General features: G+C 38.9%; 21 protein-coding genes. All 21 read right to left on the bottom strand.

Going from position 1 to position 18,773, the window contains the following annotated elements:
* Complete coding sequence (locus BM097_RS06320; RefSeq protein ID WP_177197390.1) at positions 1 to 978, bottom strand: NAD(P)-dependent oxidoreductase; 978 nt, start codon at positions 976 to 978, stop codon at positions 1 to 3.
* Entirely contained in the window at positions 975 to 2,045 is a 1,071-nt protein-coding gene (gene hisC / locus BM097_RS06315) for a histidinol-phosphate transaminase (protein ID WP_090547065.1), read from the bottom strand. The genes BM097_RS06320 and hisC overlap by 4 nt, the downstream gene beginning before the upstream one ends.
* A 25-nt stretch (positions 2,046 to 2,070) precedes the next feature.
* The gene (locus tag BM097_RS06310; RefSeq protein WP_090547063.1) at positions 2,071 to 2,907 is read right to left on the bottom strand and encodes a dimethylarginine dimethylaminohydrolase family protein; all 837 of its coding nucleotides are present in this window, start codon (positions 2,905 to 2,907) and stop codon (positions 2,071 to 2,073) included.
* Positions 2,897 to 4,534 (bottom strand): M20/M25/M40 family metallo-hydrolase, encoded by a 1,638-nt coding sequence (locus tag BM097_RS06305; RefSeq protein WP_242944669.1) that lies wholly within the window; start codon positions 4,532 to 4,534, stop codon positions 2,897 to 2,899. The genes BM097_RS06310 and BM097_RS06305 overlap by 11 nt, the downstream gene beginning before the upstream one ends.
* A gap of 57 nt (positions 4,535 to 4,591) precedes the next feature.
* Complete coding sequence (locus BM097_RS06300) at positions 4,592 to 5,335, bottom strand: amino acid ABC transporter ATP-binding protein (protein WP_090531040.1); 744 nt, start codon at positions 5,333 to 5,335, stop codon at positions 4,592 to 4,594.
* Positions 5,325 to 6,053 carry an amino acid ABC transporter permease gene (locus BM097_RS06295; protein ID WP_090547152.1) on the bottom strand — a complete coding sequence of 243 codons (729 nt, stop codon included), beginning with the start codon at positions 6,051 to 6,053 and terminating at the stop codon, positions 5,325 to 5,327. Before BM097_RS06295 ends, BM097_RS06300 begins: the two co-directional genes overlap by 11 nt.
* A gap of 5 nt (positions 6,054 to 6,058) precedes the next feature.
* Positions 6,059 to 6,832 (bottom strand): transporter substrate-binding domain-containing protein, encoded by a 774-nt coding sequence (locus BM097_RS06290; RefSeq protein ID WP_330389578.1) that lies wholly within the window; start codon positions 6,830 to 6,832, stop codon positions 6,059 to 6,061.
* Positions 6,833 to 7,048: 216 nt separating this feature from the next.
* Positions 7,049 to 8,038: a nucleotidyltransferase family protein gene (locus tag BM097_RS06285; protein ID WP_090547060.1), complete on the bottom strand. Its 990-nt coding sequence runs from the start codon at positions 8,036 to 8,038 to the stop codon at positions 7,049 to 7,051.
* Positions 8,039 to 8,071: 33 nt separating this feature from the next.
* Positions 8,072 to 9,988, bottom strand: coding sequence for an NAD(+) synthase (locus tag BM097_RS06280; RefSeq protein ID WP_090547058.1), 1,917 nt, complete (start codon positions 9,986 to 9,988; stop codon positions 8,072 to 8,074).
* 198 nt (positions 9,989 to 10,186) lie between these two features.
* Positions 10,187 to 10,441 carry a 30S ribosomal protein S18 gene (gene rpsR, locus BM097_RS06275; RefSeq protein ID WP_028243161.1) on the bottom strand — a complete coding sequence of 85 codons (255 nt, stop codon included), beginning with the start codon at positions 10,439 to 10,441 and terminating at the stop codon, positions 10,187 to 10,189.
* A gap of 46 nt (positions 10,442 to 10,487) precedes the next feature.
* On the bottom strand, positions 10,488 to 10,937 hold the full coding sequence (locus BM097_RS06270) for a single-stranded DNA-binding protein (protein ID WP_090547056.1): 450 nt from the start codon (positions 10,935 to 10,937) through the stop codon (positions 10,488 to 10,490).
* A gap of 24 nt (positions 10,938 to 10,961) precedes the next feature.
* On the bottom strand, positions 10,962 to 11,252 hold the full coding sequence (gene rpsF / locus BM097_RS06265) for a 30S ribosomal protein S6 (RefSeq protein WP_028234188.1): 291 nt from the start codon (positions 11,250 to 11,252) through the stop codon (positions 10,962 to 10,964).
* A 165-nt stretch (positions 11,253 to 11,417) separates the two neighbouring features.
* Positions 11,418 to 12,176 carry an NAD-dependent protein deacylase gene (locus tag BM097_RS06260; RefSeq protein ID WP_090547147.1) on the bottom strand — a complete coding sequence of 253 codons (759 nt, stop codon included), beginning with the start codon at positions 12,174 to 12,176 and terminating at the stop codon, positions 11,418 to 11,420.
* 60 nt (positions 12,177 to 12,236) lie between these two features.
* Positions 12,237 to 12,695, bottom strand: coding sequence for a divergent PAP2 family protein (locus tag BM097_RS06255; RefSeq protein WP_090547054.1), 459 nt, complete (start codon positions 12,693 to 12,695; stop codon positions 12,237 to 12,239).
* 10 nt (positions 12,696 to 12,705) lie between these two features.
* Positions 12,706 to 13,548 (bottom strand): 16S rRNA (cytidine(1402)-2'-O)-methyltransferase, encoded by an 843-nt coding sequence (rsmI, locus tag BM097_RS06250; protein WP_090547051.1) that lies wholly within the window; start codon positions 13,546 to 13,548, stop codon positions 12,706 to 12,708.
* Positions 13,549 to 13,602: 54 nt separating this feature from the next.
* On the bottom strand, positions 13,603 to 14,343 hold the full coding sequence (locus BM097_RS06245; protein ID WP_090547049.1) for a tRNA1(Val) (adenine(37)-N6)-methyltransferase: 741 nt from the start codon (positions 14,341 to 14,343) through the stop codon (positions 13,603 to 13,605).
* Complete coding sequence (locus tag BM097_RS06240) at positions 14,343 to 15,221, bottom strand: PSP1 domain-containing protein (RefSeq protein WP_090547048.1); 879 nt, start codon at positions 15,219 to 15,221, stop codon at positions 14,343 to 14,345. The genes BM097_RS06245 and BM097_RS06240 overlap by 1 nt, the downstream gene beginning before the upstream one ends.
* A complete protein-coding gene (locus BM097_RS06235) occupies positions 15,218 to 16,252 on the bottom strand; it encodes a DNA polymerase III subunit (protein ID WP_090547045.1) in 1,035 nt (344 codons plus the stop codon). Before BM097_RS06235 ends, BM097_RS06240 begins: the two co-directional genes overlap by 4 nt.
* A 19-nt stretch (positions 16,253 to 16,271) precedes the next feature.
* Positions 16,272 to 16,712 (bottom strand): YaaR family protein, encoded by a 441-nt coding sequence (locus BM097_RS06230; protein ID WP_090547043.1) that lies wholly within the window; start codon positions 16,710 to 16,712, stop codon positions 16,272 to 16,274.
* 1 nt (position 16,713) lies between these two features.
* The gene (locus BM097_RS06225) at positions 16,714 to 17,307 is read right to left on the bottom strand and encodes a nucleoside/nucleotide kinase family protein (RefSeq protein ID WP_090547041.1); all 594 of its coding nucleotides are present in this window, start codon (positions 17,305 to 17,307) and stop codon (positions 16,714 to 16,716) included.
* A 46-nt stretch (positions 17,308 to 17,353) separates the two neighbouring features.
* Complete coding sequence (locus BM097_RS06220) at positions 17,354 to 18,718, bottom strand: aminotransferase class I/II-fold pyridoxal phosphate-dependent enzyme (protein ID WP_177197389.1); 1,365 nt, start codon at positions 18,716 to 18,718, stop codon at positions 17,354 to 17,356.
* Positions 18,719 to 18,773 lie beyond the last annotated feature (55 nt).

Genomic DNA, 18,773 nt, shown 5'->3' with positions numbered 1-18,773 from the left:
TTACCTAACTAATTCAGTAATCTCCTCATTTTTTCCAGCAAGGAAATATCCGAGATTCGCCCCACTGATTCTTTGTAGTTTCTCGATAGACTCCTGACTGTAGAACGCACTGTGAGGTGTTATGATTACATTTTTTCGGCGAAGCAAACTACATATATTTAAATCTGGATTCTCTTCTTCAAGAACATCTATGCCCGCGCCTCTAATCAATCCCCTATTCAGAGCATTTACAAGAGCCTGTTCATCAACGCTGCCTCCACGCCCTACATTAATAAATATCGGTCTACGCTTCATTTTAACAAAAGCATCCTCATTAAAAAAGTGTCTGTTTTCCTCGGTAAGATTCATATGATTAGTAATAATGTCAGCTCTGGAGAATGCCTCCTTTTTGTTCACAAACTCCACTCCAGCCACATCATACTCACTGGCAGCGTTTGGATCCACCGCCAAAACCTTCATTCCAAGGGCAATAGCTATTGTTGCCACACGTCTGCCAATTTTCCCAAATCCAAATATAGCCAGTGTCTGACTGCATAAATTGGGATTTCCATCTATGGAATAATACTTCCACTCCCTCTTATCATTGATTTGTCTGTCATAGAATTTCAGATTACGATTCAGGGCACACATCAGTGCAATGGCATGTTCTGCCACCTCCTGCGTACAATATTCCTGAATATGGCACACTGCCACATTGTTCTGCTTAGCGCTCTCAAGATTGATATTTGAATATCCCACACCACTAACTGAAATACATTTTAAGCTTGGACATGCGGCCAGTATCTCTTCATCAGTCTCAATAAATCCAGTGACCAGCCCATCTGCATCCTGCAATACCTTGATAAAATCATCCTTGTCCTTATAGGCATGCACTACCGTATCAACTGGCTCTCCAAGTGCCTCTTCAATGCTTTCAATTGTGATGGAATAATCCTCTTCCAGTGCGCTTTCATAATCCGCAATTACGATTTTTTTCAAACCTTTACCTCCGCTAAAATCTCCTTGATTGCAATAAGTACAACAGCCATTTCCTGTTCTGTTCCAATGGTGATTCGAAGATATTTATCTAGTTTTTTATCAGCAAAGTGACGAGTGAGAATCCCTTCTTCTTTCAGCTTCTCACAAAGCTCCGATGAAGAAATTGCATCATGATAACAAAATACAAAGTTTGCCTTTGATGGAATAACATGAAATCCCAGCTTCTCCAAATCTGATTTGAACTGCTCTCGATTGGTTACAATTCTGTTAATGCATTTATCCAGATAATAAGTATCCTTCACTGCTGCAATTCCAGCTGCCATAGTAACAGAATTAAGATTAAATGGATTAAAAGAAAACTTTATGCTATTCATATCAGCAATAATTTCTTTTGACGCTATGGCAAAACCAATATGTGTTCCCGCCATATTTCTAGATTTTGAGAAGGTACGAACAACAACAAGATTTGGATATTTTGTAGCGAGCGGCAAACATGTCTCCCCCCAGTAATCTGCATATGCCTCATCCACTATTACCATTCTCTTAGGATTCTTTTTAACAAGCTTTTCAATATCCGTTATTGGAATTGCTTTTCCCGTAGGATTATTAGGATTTGCAAAAATAATATCTCCTTCCAAATCCATGTAATCATTTATGTCGATTGAAAAGTCATCCTTAACTGGAATCTCCTCCATATCAAGTCCATAGGTCTTTGCATAGGTACGATAGAAACCGTATGTAATATCTGGGAAATAAATCTTCATTCCTCTTCTGAAGAAGCTCATAAGTACAAAGGATAGTACCTCATCTGCTCCGTTACCTACAAAAACCTCTTCTTCTGTCACTCCATATACAGATGCAACTGCTTTACGAAATTCATGACAATGTGGATCGGCATAATAGCTCATATTCCAAATTTCACTTTTTGAAATTGCCTCAAATACCTTCGGTGAAGGTGGCAGCGAGGTCTCATTTGCATTTAATTTAATGTATAACTTATCCTTTGGCTGTTCCCCTGGAACATAAGGCTCCATCTCTTTATATTCATCTACTAAAAAAATACTCATTACTATAGTGTCCCTTCATAATTATTTATATACGCACAAGCGGAAATGTCATGCAGTGTGGTCCGCCGCCTGCCTTTAAAATTTCGGTAATGTCCATCTCTATTACCTTCATGCCTCTTTTTACCAATTCCTCATTAACCTTTTTATTCTGCTTAAGCGATAGTACGGTATGATTCCCAAGAGCCTGTAAATTACAGCCATGTAAAAAGATTGCCTCCTCGGGAACAGGTATTAATTCCACTCCTCTTTCTTTCAAAAGCTCCTTGAAATCCTCTGGCAAGCCATCTACATATGCCACAGCCAAATGATCATCTACCAAGTTAAAACACATATCTAAATGTAAATATTCTTTCTTAAGAGGAACTCCAGTCACTTCATATCCAAGCGGCTCCAATATAGCTTTCAGCTCCTTTAGACCTTCCTCATCCGTTCTGTCAGCCATACCTACCGCTACCCATTTTTCACTCATAAACATGAAGTCGCCCCCCTCAAAGAGTCCCTTCTTCACTTCTCCTATTTTGGGAATACCAAGCTCAGCCATACGCTTCTCATAATCAACATGTTCCTTGTAGCGCATGTCCAGCTTGAAGTTTCCAAGGATATATCCTTCCTTTACACACCCACCAAAATCTCTTGCAAACACTGAGTTTGGGCGCTCATCATCTGCGTCTAGAAACTCCACCTCAATACCAGCATCCTCATAGCTTTTTACAAGCTCCTCATGTTCACGAAGCATAACCTCCACATCCATAGTGGTATCCTTCCACTTTTTAGCTATTTCATTTATTGGCGCTGGCTTTAAATACTCAGGTCTTGAAACCAAAACCTTCTTTAATTCCCCCGTACCATTTTTAACAAACATTTAAAAATACCTCCGTAGTTTTCATAATCAGATTTGGTAACACTCCAAAGCTATATGGTATCTGTAATCTTTCTGTGCTTTTATGAGCATCTTTTCCGTAGACTCCAAAATTAACAGCTTTAATATTCAGCTTTTTAATCTGTTCCAAAGGCAATGGATATAGCTGCTGCATCTGTGGAAAATTTTGTTTAAGTGTAGCAATTGATTCCATGGAATCATCCAGTGATAAATAGCTGCTATCTGACAGACTCGGAAAAAATCCATCCATCTTATATGTGATGTTATATTCTTTTTCCACAGTCTTAAGAATTTCTCCAAGCTTATCCACTGTTTCATCATCCTTTTTCAAGGTATTATGTGGACAATAAGGAGTTGCATAGTAAAGCACTACAACTGGATGATAAATATTTGCCCTTGCAAGCAAAATTTGTATATACGATACAGGAATCTCCCTTTTATCCACTCCAGCCTCCTGTAACTTTACAGTCTCCTCAGCAAGAATTTTATCTATGTATTCATCCTGATTCTTTACCATCTGATATAGATCTTCATATGACATAACAGACCAGCTGTTTTTTATCTGCTGAAAATCTTTTCCCGACTTTTCACAATAGGCTTTGTACTTAATATTCAAATCTGCTGTAGCTCTTCTAACAGCCTTATCACCAGCAGTCACAAGCTTTTTAGTTATGTCACGAACATCTGAATTCAAAACAAAATAATTAAAATATACCAAAGCTTCCTTGGCTGTCTGCACATTATACCAGCCCTTCAAATCCTTACTTTTCAAAAGTGTAGGAGGCAGAGCATATTCCCCCTCGTAGGAATCCGAATACTCAGGATTCAAATTTAATTCCTTTATTAACTCCGCCATTACTGTGGTAGGATCATAACCTTCGAAGCACTGTCCCACATGTGTTTCACGTCCCTGAATATAAAAGCATGGAAGAAGCTTTCCGCCTACACCAGTGTATATATAATGATGCTTGTCCCCTGGATACATAGGGCAAGTGTAGTCATTATTTATCGCCAATATGTACTCTAAGTCATATTCTTTTTTCAGATTTTCAATTACTTCTATTCCCTCAATAATTCCAGTATGAAGATTTTCTTCAACAGGATTCAAGGAAAGAAGAATATTACCAGACAAATTATCTACATGCTCAGATAGTTCCTTAAGCAAAATCATGAATACTGCATCACCGCTTTTCATGTCACAGGCACCGCGACCAAATAAATATTCACCTGACTCCAAATCCTTTTTGGCTTCTTCTGACAATTCAATCTGCTTTAACTGTTCTGCCAAACCATCACAATCAAAGGCATATCCAGAAAGCGCTCCATAATCTTCCACCCCAACGGTATCTGTGTGACCATGGAAAATTATGGTTTTACTATTTTTATCCTTCTGGCCAAGCAACAGTGCAAACACATTTCTTCGTTCCAACTTATCGTTCTTAAGTGTCTGCACAATAACCTGCTTAGGATGTTCTTTAAAATATGGTATTGCTCTTAAATATTCTTCAATGAAGAGCCCTATATCCTTTTCTCCCTTTGTAGTATTTACACTACTTACAGCTACCATATCTTTTGTCAGCTGTAACATTTCTTCATTTATTTTCAACATTTTTCCAAAATAAAAAGGCACTACATCACTATGAATGTAAAGCGCCTTTGCTTTCTCCTATATTACTTTGTCTAAAAATGTTTTAAGTCTTTCTGACTGTGGATGCTCAAAAATCTGCTCTGGTGTTCCCTGCTCAATCAACTGACCTGCATCCATGAAAACTACCTTGTCTGCTACTTCCCTTGCAAAGCCCATCTCATGGGTAACAACCACCATGCTCATTCCCTGTGCAGCCAGCTCCTTCATTACATCTAAAACCTCTCCTACCATTTCTGGATCGAGGGCTGATGTGGGCTCATCAAATAACATAATCTTAGGATTCATGCAAAGGGCTCTGACAATTGCGATACGTTGCTTTTGACCACCTGACAGTTGGCTTGGGAAAGCCGTCGCCCTATCCGCCAAACCTACTCTTTCCAAAAGCTCCATTGCATATTCCGTTGCCTCGTCATTTGACTTTCCCAAAAGTCTTGTTGGTGCAATTGTAAGGTTCTTCAAGATATTCATGTTAGGGAATAGATTAAAATGCTGGAACACCATTCCCATTTTTTGACGATGCTTGTTGATATCTGTCTTAGGGTCTGTAATTAAAACATCATCTACAAATATATTTCCCTCTGTTGGAATCTCTAAGAGGTTCAGCGAGCGTAAAAGTGTTGATTTTCCCGAACCAGAAGGTCCGATAATTACAACAACCTCTCCCTCATCTACATTAATTGAAATATTATCAAGAGCCTTTATGGTTCCACCCTTATAATATTTCTTCAGGTTTTCCACTCGAATGATTTTGTTATCTTTCATTAGCACGTAACCTCCTTTCCAGTTTTCCAACAAGATATGTCAATACAAGTACTAAAAGAAGGTAGATAGCTGCCACTCCAAACAGCGGAAGGAATGCCGAAAATGTACGTCCTCGAATTAAATCTCCTGCCTTTGTTAAATCCGTAATTCCGATATAACCTGCAATTGATGTTTCCTTTATCAGCACAATGAACTCATTACAAAGAGCAGGTAAAACATTCTTTACCATCTGCGGAATGATTATATGAAACATTGTCTGAAGGTAATTAAATCCAAGTGAGCGACCTGCCTCAAACTGTCCCTCTGGCACTGCCATAATTCCTGCTCGAATTATTTCTGCCACATATGCACCTGAGTTAATTCCAAAGGCAAACACTGCTATCTGAACATCATTGTTTGATGTAGCAAATACTATGAAATAGGCAATTAACAGCTGTACTACTGTTGGCGTACCTCTAATTACTGTTAGATATATTTTGCAAATTACATTGCAAACACATAATACGTAGTATCCTAAATTTTTTCTTTTCTTCAGACTTTCAATGTTCTTATCATAGGTTGAACGAATGGATGCCACTACAGTACCAAGAGCTATACCAATCAACACTGCAAACAATGTGATTTCCAGTGTTACAAATAATCCTTCGATGATTAGCTTATATCGTTCGCTCTCTAAAAAAACAAATTTGAAATCTGAAATAAAATTACTGAGCCACATCATCTTTAATCCTCAGCAGAAATATATTTGCTAACAATCTCATCTATAGTTCCATCTGATTTAAGCTTAGTCAAAGCTGTATTAATCTTTTCAAGAAGCTCATCGTTTCCCTTTGCTACACAGATTGCATACTCCTCCTCTGCATATGCTGACTCAAGCAACTCGAGTCCATCATTTGCTGCCACATAAGCCTTTGCTGGCTCCTTATCGATGATTACGCAATCAACTTTGCCTGACGCCAAAGCCTGAACGGCATCTGGACCTGCCTTGTAACGAACAATTGCTTCATCGCCATAATCGTCTGTAGCATAGATATCACCTGTTGTATCCTGCTGCACACCAATCTTTGTATCAGCTGAAATATCATCAATGGATTTGATATCAGAACCTGCTGGTACTATAACTGACTGAACTGCTACCGCATATGTCTCAGAAAAGTTTACACTCTCTTTTCTCTCATCTGTGACTGTCATTCCAGCCATTCCCATATCGTATTTACCACTCTCAACACCTGCTATGATAGAACCAAACTCCACGTCCTCAATAACAAGCTCAAGATTTAATTCCTCTGCTATCTTTCCTGCTATTTCAACATCTATTCCCTCATACTCACCATTCTCAACAAACTCGTATGGAGGGAATGTCGCGTTAGTAGCCATAATCAGCTCTCCCTCATATTCTCCTTTTTTTGAGCTTGAGCTGGCACCACAACCTGTAATCATAGCCATGGCAACAACCATTGTCATAATAAGTGCTACTAATTTTTTTCGTTCCATCATACCATTACCTTCCTTTTCCTTTATTAACGTAAATGCGCTTTTGAATATAAAAAAAGAGGCACATGTCAATCGACATATGCCCCTTTGCACATTCACGCTTTATTTATGTGCAAAATTATATCCATCCTTTATTTTGTTTGTCAACAAGAATGTTTATAACACAATTATGCATATTTATACTATATTAAAAATCTATTGCGGGCAAATAAATAAGGTCTAGTCCACCAATCCATTTTGAAATCTTGATAAGTGTTCAAATGGTAAAATCTGTCGTCCCCTAAATAACCCACAGCCATCATTTATCAAGCTGTTATTTACTGCAGTAAACATATTTACATCAAGCTTTGCCAAATCTAAATTTTCCAAGGATACAACCCTCTCATAAGCCTCATCAAAGAATACACATTCCCCTTCCGGTATCTCTAATCTTCTGTTTTTCTGCTGCTCCTGAGACTCCACATATCTCAGATGATTAGACTCTCCAATTTCAGCACTATCATCCATAGATTTCGTTCTAAGCTGCACCTCAACGTGGCACCTTGCCTGATCATCAAACAAGGTTAAATGTAAGGATCTATATCCAACACTGGTTGGATTATGAACATAATCTCTATAGGTATCCCACAAACTTTTATCCAACAATTCCGAGCATTCACGCCCTTCCAAATTTGCCTTAACAACTGTAAACCCCTGGGATTCCAAGAACACAGGCATTTTATTTGCTATTTCATATAAAAGCTTAATCTCTTCCTCTTCTAAATCCTGTCCCTTTTTTAAATGACACTTAGGTAAAGAGATAACGATTCGATAGGCGAGTACATCCCTAAAACAACTTAATTTTTCCTTTATCTCCTGGGTTGCCGGGAAATGATGGTACTTCTGATAGTATTCATATATGAAGTCCACAATATATCTATTAAACTTTTCTTCCGCCCGGATAATAGATTTAATTCGCCCCTTAAAGGTGAATGCCAAATATGGATATGCTACTACCATATATTTATAGAACTCACGAATTCTTTGAGACTGAGAGGTTAAAAATTCGTTGTGCTCTAAAAGCTCATATATAGTGTCAAGAAATGCGCAGTGCACTAAGTCCACCTGATTATGAGTTGATAATGCGTTTTCCTCCAGATCATCTATATATTTCTGTAATATCCTAAAAATTGTCTCTCCATCATACAAATAATCGTTTAGTTTTACCATGATATCTTCCACCCCCTAACATTTATCTGCTTATTAAATTATCTCAATTTCTTTCATCCAAAGATTTACAGCCGCATCACTTGGCATTCTAAAATCTCCTCTTGGAGATAAGGTTACTGTACCAACCTTGGGACCATCTGGCATACAGCTTCTCTTGAACTGCTGAGTGAAGAATCTCCAGTAGAACTTCTTCAACCATTTAAGGATTTCTTCACGACTGTAGTCACCATCAAAGGATTTTTGTGCCAGCCTGAATATCTTTGATGGTGAAAATCCAAAACGGAGCATGTAATACAAAAAGTAATCGTGAAGCTCGTATGGTCCCACCAAGTCTTCTGTCCTCTGTGAAATCTTTCCATCCTCATCAGGTGGAAGAAGCTCTGGACTGACTGGTGTGTCAAAAATATCTTTAAGTGTACTGCTGAGAATTCCATCTGTACGGTTTGCCTCATATTCCACAAGCCATCTTACAAGGGTCTTTGGAATAGACGAATTAACAGCATACATTGACATATGGTCCCCATTATAGGTAGCCCATCCCAGGGCAAGCTCCGATAAATCACCCGTACCAATTACAATTCCACCAAGCATGTTTGCCTTATCCATAAGAATCTGGGTGCGCTCTCTTGCCTGACCATTCTCGTAGGTAACATCATGATTGTTACTATCCTGACCAATGTCTTCAAAGTGCTGGCTGACACTAGCCTTAATATTAATCTCCTCAAGGGTTGTGCCATATGCTTCTGCCAGTCTGCAGGCATTGGTGTAGGTTCTGTCGGTAGTACCAAAGCATGGCATTGTAATGCAGTGAATTCCCTTTTTATCGAGCCCCAGTCGGTCATAGGCATGAACTGTAACAATAAGAGCAAGTGTAGAATCAAGGCCTCCGGACAAACCAATAACCACATTCTTGCAACCAATATATCTGATTCTTGTCATGAGCCCTACTGCCTGCATGGTAAGAATTTCCTCACATCTACTATCCAAATCATATTTTACAGTAGGAACGAATGGTGTCTTTGTTGGAGCAAATGTTATCTTTGTCTCCACTGGCTTTAATGAAAACTCTGACTGATGACTTTCACAATCCGTATTAACGATAAATGTATTCATGCGTCTACGTTCGTGAACTAGTCTGTCCACATCTACATCTGCTATTATCATCTCATTATCAAAGATTTTGGATTCCGCATATACGGTGCCATTTTCTGCAATGATATTATGACCTGCAAAAACCATATCCTGTGTGGACTCTCCTACACCTGCATCTGCATAAGCATAGGCGCAAAGAAGACTTCCTGATTTTGCCTTAATTAGATTTCTTCTGTAATCAGCCTTTCCAATCACCTCATCACTGGCTGAAAGGTTGAAAATAATAGTAGCCCCGCTTTTTGCCAATTTTACTGATGGAGTATCTGCTACCCAAAGATCCTCGCAAATCTCTATACCAAATTTCAGATTGGCTATTTCTTTGCAGGCGAATACGTGATTGCTACAAAGCATTGCAGATCCTGCAGCGCCAAAGCTAATTTCTTCCATAAGGCTGTCATCTGCAGGAGTGAAATGTCTCAGCTCATAAAACTCACTGTAGTTTGGAATGTTCTTTTTAGCTGTAGCTCCAATCACCTTCCCGCCTTTAATCACTGCTGCAATATTATAAAGCTTACCTTTTACCTGATATGGCAATCCAACAATAGCTACTATATCCAAACCTGCAGTGGCACCAGCAATATCTGTCACGGCATTCACTGCTCCTTTTAGCAGTACGTCCTGCAAGAATAAATCTCCGCAGGTGTATCCGGTTATACCTAATTCTGGGAAACAAATAATCTTTACACCTTTCCCATTTGCTTCCCTGATTAATCTAATTATCTCATCTGCATTATGCTCAGTATCAGCCACCTTAATATCAGGTGTAGCACAAGCAATTTTTATAAATCCGTCTTTCACTTTAGTGTTCCTTCCCGAAAAAAAATAAAAGACGCCCGCTAAAAAGCAGACGTCTTTGTCTTTTCAAATTTTAAATCTTTTTATCGGATTTGGCAACATTGCGATATGCTGGCAAACGGAATTCTATTTAGATGTTTAAACATAAAAAAAAGCACTCTCTAGGTTTCCCTAGAAAGTGCTTTGTAATCATTTCAAGAATTAATCCTGTACGTATGGCATAAGTGCAACGTGACGAGCACGCTTGATAGCTACTGTAAGAGCTCTCTGGTGCTTAGCACATGTGCCTGTGATACGACGTGGAAGAATCTTTCCACGCTCAGAAATGTACTTCTTAAGCTTTGCTGTATCCTTGTAGTCGATAACGTTATCTTTACCACAGAAAACACAGACTTTCTTTCTTCTATGCATTGGTCTTCTTCTCTGCTGACCATCGCTTGTCTTATTAAAAGCCATGATTTAACCTCCTATAGATGTTAGTCAAAGCTTTCGTTGCCTTGACTTAGTTGAACGGTAATTCCTCGTCAATTCCATCAGGGATGTTCATAAATCCGTCGCCTGCATCAGAGCTTGGTGCGAAGTTGCTGCCACCGTCAAAGCCACCGCTTACTGCACCACCATTACTCTGAGAATTCTTGCTCTCTGCGAACTCGACATTCTCGCAAACTACATCAGTAGTGTAAACCTTCTGACCTTCCTTGTTTGTATAGCTGCCTGTCTGAATACGACCTTCAACTACAAACTTTGTGCCCTTGCGAGCATACTTCTCAAGGAACTCAGCTGTCTTGCCAAATGCAACACAGTTAATAAAATCAGCTGTCTGCTCATCTCCATCACGCTTGAATCTACGATCTACAGCAAGTGAAAATCTTGCAACAGCGCTGTTGTTTGCTCCACCGTAACGAACCTCTGGGTCTCTTGTGAGACGTCCCATAAGAATAACTTTATTCATAATTAATCTCCTTGTCTTACACTATTAAGCCTCGTCAGCTCTAACGCATAAGAAACGAAGAACGTTGTCCATGATGCGAACATTCTCTTCGATCTGTGCAGGTACGCCTGCTTCAGCATCGAAATGGATGAAGTAATAGAAACCTTCATTCATCTTCTGAATATCGTAAGCAAGTCTCTTCTTGCCCCAATCATCGACGTCTGTAATCTGTCCACCAAAGCGAGTGATGTACTCCTTTGCCTTTTCAACTGTGGCAGTTCTTGCATCGTCTTCGATCTTCGCATTAACAACGAGTGCTAATTCATACTTATTCATGCTTTCTACCTCCTTTTGGTCTATTGGCCAAGCTATTATTTGAAATAGCCTAGCAAGGATATAATAAATTTTATACCACGAATTAAGATAATAGCATGAACGGTTGCGTTTTTCAAGGCTTTAATAGTATTTCTTTAATATTTTTCTTCTAAACTAAGGTATTTCCTACAATTCTATCCCTTGTAGCTTGGCAAGCTCCGTGAATACTTCACCGATTCTCTCTCGAATAATCAATGTGTTTTCTGCCTTTCTAACGGCTAAATCACTTTGATTAATGATTACCAAATACTTGCCTCTGAAATAATTAACAAATGATGCCGCAGGATACACAGTAAGTGATGTGCCACCGATTATCATCATATCAGCAGATGAAATAGCACTGATTGCACCTTCCACCTGATCCTCTGGCAATCCCTCTTCATATAATGTAATGTCTGCACGAACTGTGCCGCCACAATAATCACATTTTGGGATTTCATCTTCAGAATCAAAAATATAATCCACAGGGTAGCTGGTTCCACAATTCATACAGTAATTTCTAAGTGCACTACCGTGAATCTCATAAACCTTTTTGCTGCCAGCCTTTTGGTGTAAACCATCGATATTTTGTGTAACCACACCTATCAGCTTTCCCATCTCTTCAAGCTTTGCCAGATACTTATGAGCATTGTTGGGCTCAATATTTCTGGTGTCCATCTTCTGACGATGGAATTCGAAATAAACCTTTGGCTCACGCATCAAACAAGAATGGCTAAGCAAATACTCTGGCTGATACATATCAAACCTTACGTCATGCTGGTTATAAAGACCATCTTTACTACGAAAATCTGGAATTCCACTTTCAGTAGATACTCCAGCCCCGCCAAAAAACACTATTTTGGACGATTCATCAATCATCTCTTTTAATGCTTTTATGCTTTCCATATTTTCCAATACTTTTCCCCCTTTCCTTCGCTTAAGCAAATCATTTATCTATAACCACTACTAGAATGGTAAATGATACACAACAACAGCACATACTATTCCAAGCACCATTCCTGCAACAAGCTCTGGAATTGTGTGACCAAGCTTCTCCTTGAATTTGATAATATCAAGAGGCTGCTTGCCCTCTTCCTGACGTTCATCATTAAGATTGTTCAAGGCCTTACCCTGGCGCTGAGTCTCGTAGCGAACGCCTCGCGCATCATATATAACAATAAAAGCAAAAAACAGAGCCATTGTAAATTCAAAGGATGCACCACCATACAAAATTGCTGTTATAACAACAAGGCCTGTAACTGTAGCAGCATGTGAGCTTGGCATTCCGCCGCCACCGATTAAACGCTCCTTGCAAAAGCCTGATTTTACAGTATCAATAACCACTTTTAATATCTGTGCTAAGAACCAAGCCGATGCTGGTGCAAGAAAAATCTTGTTAGTAAACAAATCTGTAATAAAATACATTTTTTCTCCTTTAATCTAAAAGCGCGTTATAAATATCACGCTTGCTAACTCCCCTATCCTTTGCAACTGCCTTCATAGCTTCTTTTTTATCCATGCCCTGGTCTAAGTACATCTGCATGTGTTCCTCTATGGACATTTCATCAAAAGCTGCTCTGGCTTCTTCTATTACCTCGGCCTTTGATTTGCCAGCAATAACAAGCACATATTCGCCTCTTGGCTCTTTAGTTTCGTAAGACTTAAGTGCTCCGCCGATTGTAGTCTTTTCTTTTTCCTCATGCTTTTTGGTGAGCTCTCTACAAAGGGTGATTCCTCTATCCTCACCAAGTACATCTCTAAGCTCCTTTAGGGTACCAATCAAATGATGTGGTGCCTCATAAATGATAATTGTTCTAGTTTCATTTTTTGTCTCTTCTAAGACTCTTCGACGCTCTTTTTTGTCTTTTGGTAAAAATGCCTCAAATGCAAAGCGTCTGCAGGCCTGTCCCGACATTGTTACCGCAGTGATACATGCAGCTGGGCCAGGAACCGATGTGACCTCAATTCCTTCCTCGTAGCACATCTTTACCAACTCTTCGCCTGGGTCAGATATGCCTGGTGTTCCGGCATCCGTAATGACCGCAATGTTTTGTCCCTCTTTAAGCTTTTCAATAAGAGTGATTGCTTTATCTACCTTATTGAATTCATGATAGCTGGTCATTGGTGTATCTATCTCAAAATGATTTAATAGCTTTATTGAATTTCTAGTATCTTCTGCCGCAATCAAATCAACCTCTTTAAGGATTCGTACTGCACGAAAGGTCATATCCTCAAGGTTTCCGATTGGAGTTGCAACTAAATATAATATTCCACTCATTTACACCTCATCCACCGCTCTCGCGGTCCCCCTTCCCCTCAAGGGGAAGGCTTCTTATTTCATTCCATATATTTCTAATATTTCCTCAGTGTACTTGCCTGGTGCATCGTACACAATAAGTGGCGCTTCAACTGTTAGCTGTGGTCCGCCACCTCTAACGCCTTCCACAAGCACCATGTTTGGCTCTTTATCCACGTATGGATATACAAGCCTCATTCTCTTTGGCTCAAGCTTATACTTTCGCATAGCTTCGAATATCTCTACCAATCTTGATGGTCTATGCACAAAATAAGCTCTTCCTCTAGGCTTCAACACAGCTGACGACTCTCTGACTACATCATCTAATGAACATAGCAGTTCATGTCTCGCTATCGCCTTTGCATCATTTGGGTTTTTAAGCCCGTGGTGATTTGTCATGTATGGAGGATTGCTTGTAACCACATCCATTGAAGCCTTTCCAAATATCTTACTGGCCTCTTTAATATCACCTTCTATTATATCAATTCTGTCCTGCAAATCGTTATACAAAACTGAACGTCTTGCCATTTCAGCGCTTTCAGGCTGAATTTCCAATCCAGTATAGTGCTCACCTGAATTTTTTGCCTCAAGTAATATTGGCAGTATTCCTGTTCCAGTGCCTAAATCTAAAGCCTTCTCACCTTCATTTACTGAAGCAAATCCTGATAGCAAGACAGCATCCATGCCAAAACAGAATTTGTCAGGATGCTGTATAATTTTATATCCTTTTATTTGCAAGTCATCTAGACGCTCATCTGCGTGTATCCGACTATCCATTAATCTCTATCCTCCAAGTCAGCAAGCTCTTTAGCCTCTTCCTTAGACACCTGTACCTTACGCTTTCTAGGCTTGAACTTAAGCTCTGTAGTAGGATAATCCTTAACTTCCTTTAAGTCTCCATCCTCAAAAAGCACGCGCACAGTCTGACGAAGTACATTTACAGACTGTACTATTCCCTTGATTCCTTCAGGTGTAATTACTGTATCGTTTATTCCAGGCAAGCGACTGTTAAGGTATTCATAAGTCTCCTGCTCATTCTTAAGGCAGCACATAAGTCTGCCACAAAGACCTGATATTTTGGTTGGGTTAAGTGAAAGATTTTGCTCCTTAGCCATCTTAATTGATACTGGAACGAAATCTCCAAGCCAACTCTTACAGCAAAGCTCTCTTCCACAGATTCCAATACCACCCATGAGCTTTGTCTCGTCTCTAACGCCAATCTGACGAAGCTCGATACGTGTGTGGAATACAGCTGCAAGGTCCTTAACTAGCTCTCTAAAATCGATTCTTCCATCAGCTGTAAAATAAAATATAAGCTTATTGTTATCAAATGTGTATTCTGCCCCAACAAGCTTCATTTCTAGCTCTCTCTTTGCGATTTTTTCCTCGCAAATCTTCATGGCCTCTTTTTCTTTTTCGATATTTTTCTCGGCCTTCTTAATGTCATCCTCTGTAGCCTTACGGATGATTTTCTTGATTGGACCTGGAACCTCATCATCTGAGATTTCCTTATCAACAAGTAAAACTGTTCCGATTTCAACACCGCGAACTGTTTCAACTATAACCTGATCGTCACGTTTGAATTCAACTTCGTTTGGATCAAAATAATATACTTTTCCGCCCCCTCTGAAGCGTACTCCAATAACCTTTATCATTTAGTGTTCTCCTTAATTGCATTTATAAGAAGCATAATAGTCAATTCGAAATTGACATTAGCATTTAGTCTGGCTCTAGTTTCTGATATTGCTTCTATTATCTCATTTAAGCCGTGGTAAGAGCAGTTATTTGCTTGCTCATGTATATCAAACGAATCCTCTTTAAAAAGCATAAGATTATCATTCAATGTCGCTTTATATAATAGCACATCTTTAAACCAAAGGGTGATTAAATCTAGCATTTGGTCCATAAATCCTTCAAATTTTTCAGGATTATCATTCTTTTTATCAGACTCATTTTCTTCCTTTATGGCTTTTACCTCATCGGCAATTTGGGCCTCTTCCATTCTTCCTGCCTTCTTACACAAGGCTACTGCACGATTTTTCACATCGTTAAAGCTTGAATCTGTAGCAAGAGCTATGGCTTTTCCCACATTGCCTTGTGCAAAAGATGCTACCATATTAGCCTGGTAATCCACAGTTTCATATCTGTTTTTTAGAATACTTTTTATGCTGTCAGTATCCACGGATTTCATCTGAATAAGAACGCATCTTGAAAGAATTGTTTGCAAGAACGCATTATGATTTGCAGTAAGCAGAATGATTATCGCATATTCCGGTGGCTCCTCAATTGTCTTCAAGATAGCATTCTGGGCCTGCTGATTCATTCGTTCTGCTTCATCGACAATATAGATTTTATATTTATTGCTATAGGGCTTAATGTCCACATCATTTACGATTCTTTCACGCACTACATCTACGCTGATGTTGGCCTTTCCCTCTTCTCTTCTAACATAGATTATATCTGGGTTGTTTCTGGAAATAGATTGCTTACAAGAATGGCACTGCAGACACGCATCATCAGCTGGATTTTCACACTGAAGCATGGTTGCGAACGCCTCTGCTAGCATCATTTTGCCAGAGCCCTTTTCTCCGCTGAAAATATAGGCATGACTATGATTTCCTGATTTTACTGCATTCTTCAGGAGGTTCTTAGCATCCTCCTGCCCTATAATTTCTGCAAAGCTCATCTAACAAAATTCTCCTAATCTAGGTGATGATATCTAATAGTAATCCTCTGATTTCATCTACCTTGTTTAAAATATCTAAATGGTCTTTCTCATCCTGCACTAAAGCTGAGGCTAGCTCATCCATTTGCTCATCCACAAGCTTTATCATGCCATAAACTCTGTGACGACCACGTCTGTCGAGGAAGTTTTCTCTGGAAAACTTATGGCTACGATTTACTACTTCATTTAGGAAATCCTTTACCAGTCCTCTGTAACGCTTCATATCTCTGATATCCATATGCTCAGACAGAAGCTTTCCCTGGGTTGTTATATCATTCAATAGATTGGTAAGCTTTTCCTGCAAATCTGCATCATTTACTGCCGCTGCAAGTGTAAATTTAAAAGTATCATCCACAGGAGCAGTTTGCTTTGCACCTTCTGTTGGTTGAACCTGACTTACATCACTTACTCGTATATCCATGCTAACCCCTTCTCTTTTTTATAAACTCAGCGATTTTTTCACTAGTCTTTATGCTGTCATCATCATTGTTGAAACGATTTGACACCCTTGCTGCCTTCAGCTTTTCCTCTGAAAAATCCTGCTGGTCAGCTAAAAATCGCCTACACATCTCCTCGTATTTTGGACTTGATTGCTGCCTTTCTCGCTCTAATGCTCGTGAAAGTCTTAAGCCATCATCTACTTCTATATATATCGGCAAAACAACGTCCTCACCGTAGTAATCCCTAATTTTTACGAAGCTTTCAACTGTCCCGATAAGAAGATAATCATTGTTTTGTAAATCGATTTTTCCATCATCTACAGTGAAATAGAACCATGGTCCATGTACTGTATCGTATTTTCTGATTTCAATCACTTTTCCCTCTTCTATGAGGCTATCCTTTTTTTCGATTGAAACGTAATTATATTCTTCACCAGGCTTTTCATTATCTCTGATTGGCCTTGTTGTATAAGAAACGATTCGCTTTAATTGTAAATCGTCCCTTCCAAGCAAAAGCTTAAATATTGTGTCCTTACCTGATGAGCTTTTGCCCATTATGCAATAAATACTTCCCATATCGTCCTCTTTATAATTTACTAATTCAAGTATAATTCACGCAGTGCTAATTGACAACGCAGATTCTTCCTTTATTCAATCCTGTCACGTGTATTCCTGTTTTCAATGCGTTGTTGATTATTTCTATAGATTGATTTGATATTTCTTCACCTGGCACTATCACAGGAGCGCCTGGTGGATATAGACATACCATAGTACTACTTATTCTACCAAGAGCCTCTTCCAAAGGTATTTCAATAACGGCTGATGTTTTTGCCTCCCATAGCTCCATCTTTTTATTTGGAGTTACAGCATTTAATATAGGCACCTTTATTTCGCCAACTGTGATAGCTTTATCTATTTCCAGTAAAGCTTCCTTTAATCGTTCAAATCCCTCTTTTGTATCCATAAAGCTAGTCATTGCCAACACGTAGGAAAAGCTTGATAATTCTGTTTCGATTTCGTATTTTTCTCTTAAGATTTTGGCCAGCTCAACCCCAGATAGTTTTGTGTGTTTTGTGGATATTACAAGCTTTCCAATATCCTTTTTATCAGCTTCTTCACTAATAACTTCTAAGTGTTTCAATTTTCCACGGATCTTATAGAAATCATTTAGGTTATCCACATATTTATCATAGTAATCCCTGTTATCCTCCATTACATCTATGCACTGACTAATGGAATTCATCAGCACATAGCTTGGAGAGCTTGTTTCAAATATATCTAGCGCCTCTCTAAAGCCTGTGATATCCACTCTATTTGTAGATATCAACAGTGCTGCCGTTTGTGTTAGACATGGTAATGTCTTATGCAGACTTGTAATTACTACATCTGCCTTGCCAGCTGCCTGATGAGGAAAACTCTCATGAAATCCTAAATGTGCTCCATGTGCTTCATCAACAATCAAAATTATATTTTCACTTCTGCAATATTCTGCAATCTTTTCTATATTGCAATAATATCCCTCATAGGTTGGAGATGTGATTACTATTGCCTTTGGTTTTGTTTTAGCAGCTGCCACGCTCTCCTTAATTTCCTCTAAGGTTGCAGCTTTATATATTCCATTTTCATCCAACTTTGGGTTTATGTATCCTACCTTTAAATGCCTAATGGTCGCGCCATTATAGACGCTTTTATGTGAATTTCTTTGTATTAAAACATAATCGTTTTCCATTAAGCAGGCATAGATTGCTGAAAGGTTACCTACTGTGGAGCCACCTACCAGCATGAAGGCTTTATCTACTCCGTAAAGAGTAGCAAGACGATTCTCATCCAATGCTATTACATCTTCTGGATCATGCAAATCATCCACTCCTTCTACCTCAGTCATATCTATCTGATAACATCCATCTAACATCCTTTTATGGCCTGGCATGTGAAAGGGATACATATTTGATTTTTTATAGTTTTCTAATCTTTTCTTTAAACTCATATTTCTTACTTTTATTTTTAATTGAAAATCAATATAATGTATGTATTCAAAATAT

Origin of the sequence: Pseudobutyrivibrio sp. OR37 (assembly GCF_900113655.1) — a bacterium.
In the GTDB taxonomy this organism is placed as follows: domain Bacteria; phylum Bacillota; class Clostridia; order Lachnospirales; family Lachnospiraceae; genus Pseudobutyrivibrio.
This window is presented reverse-complemented; position numbering and strand designations above follow the sequence as displayed.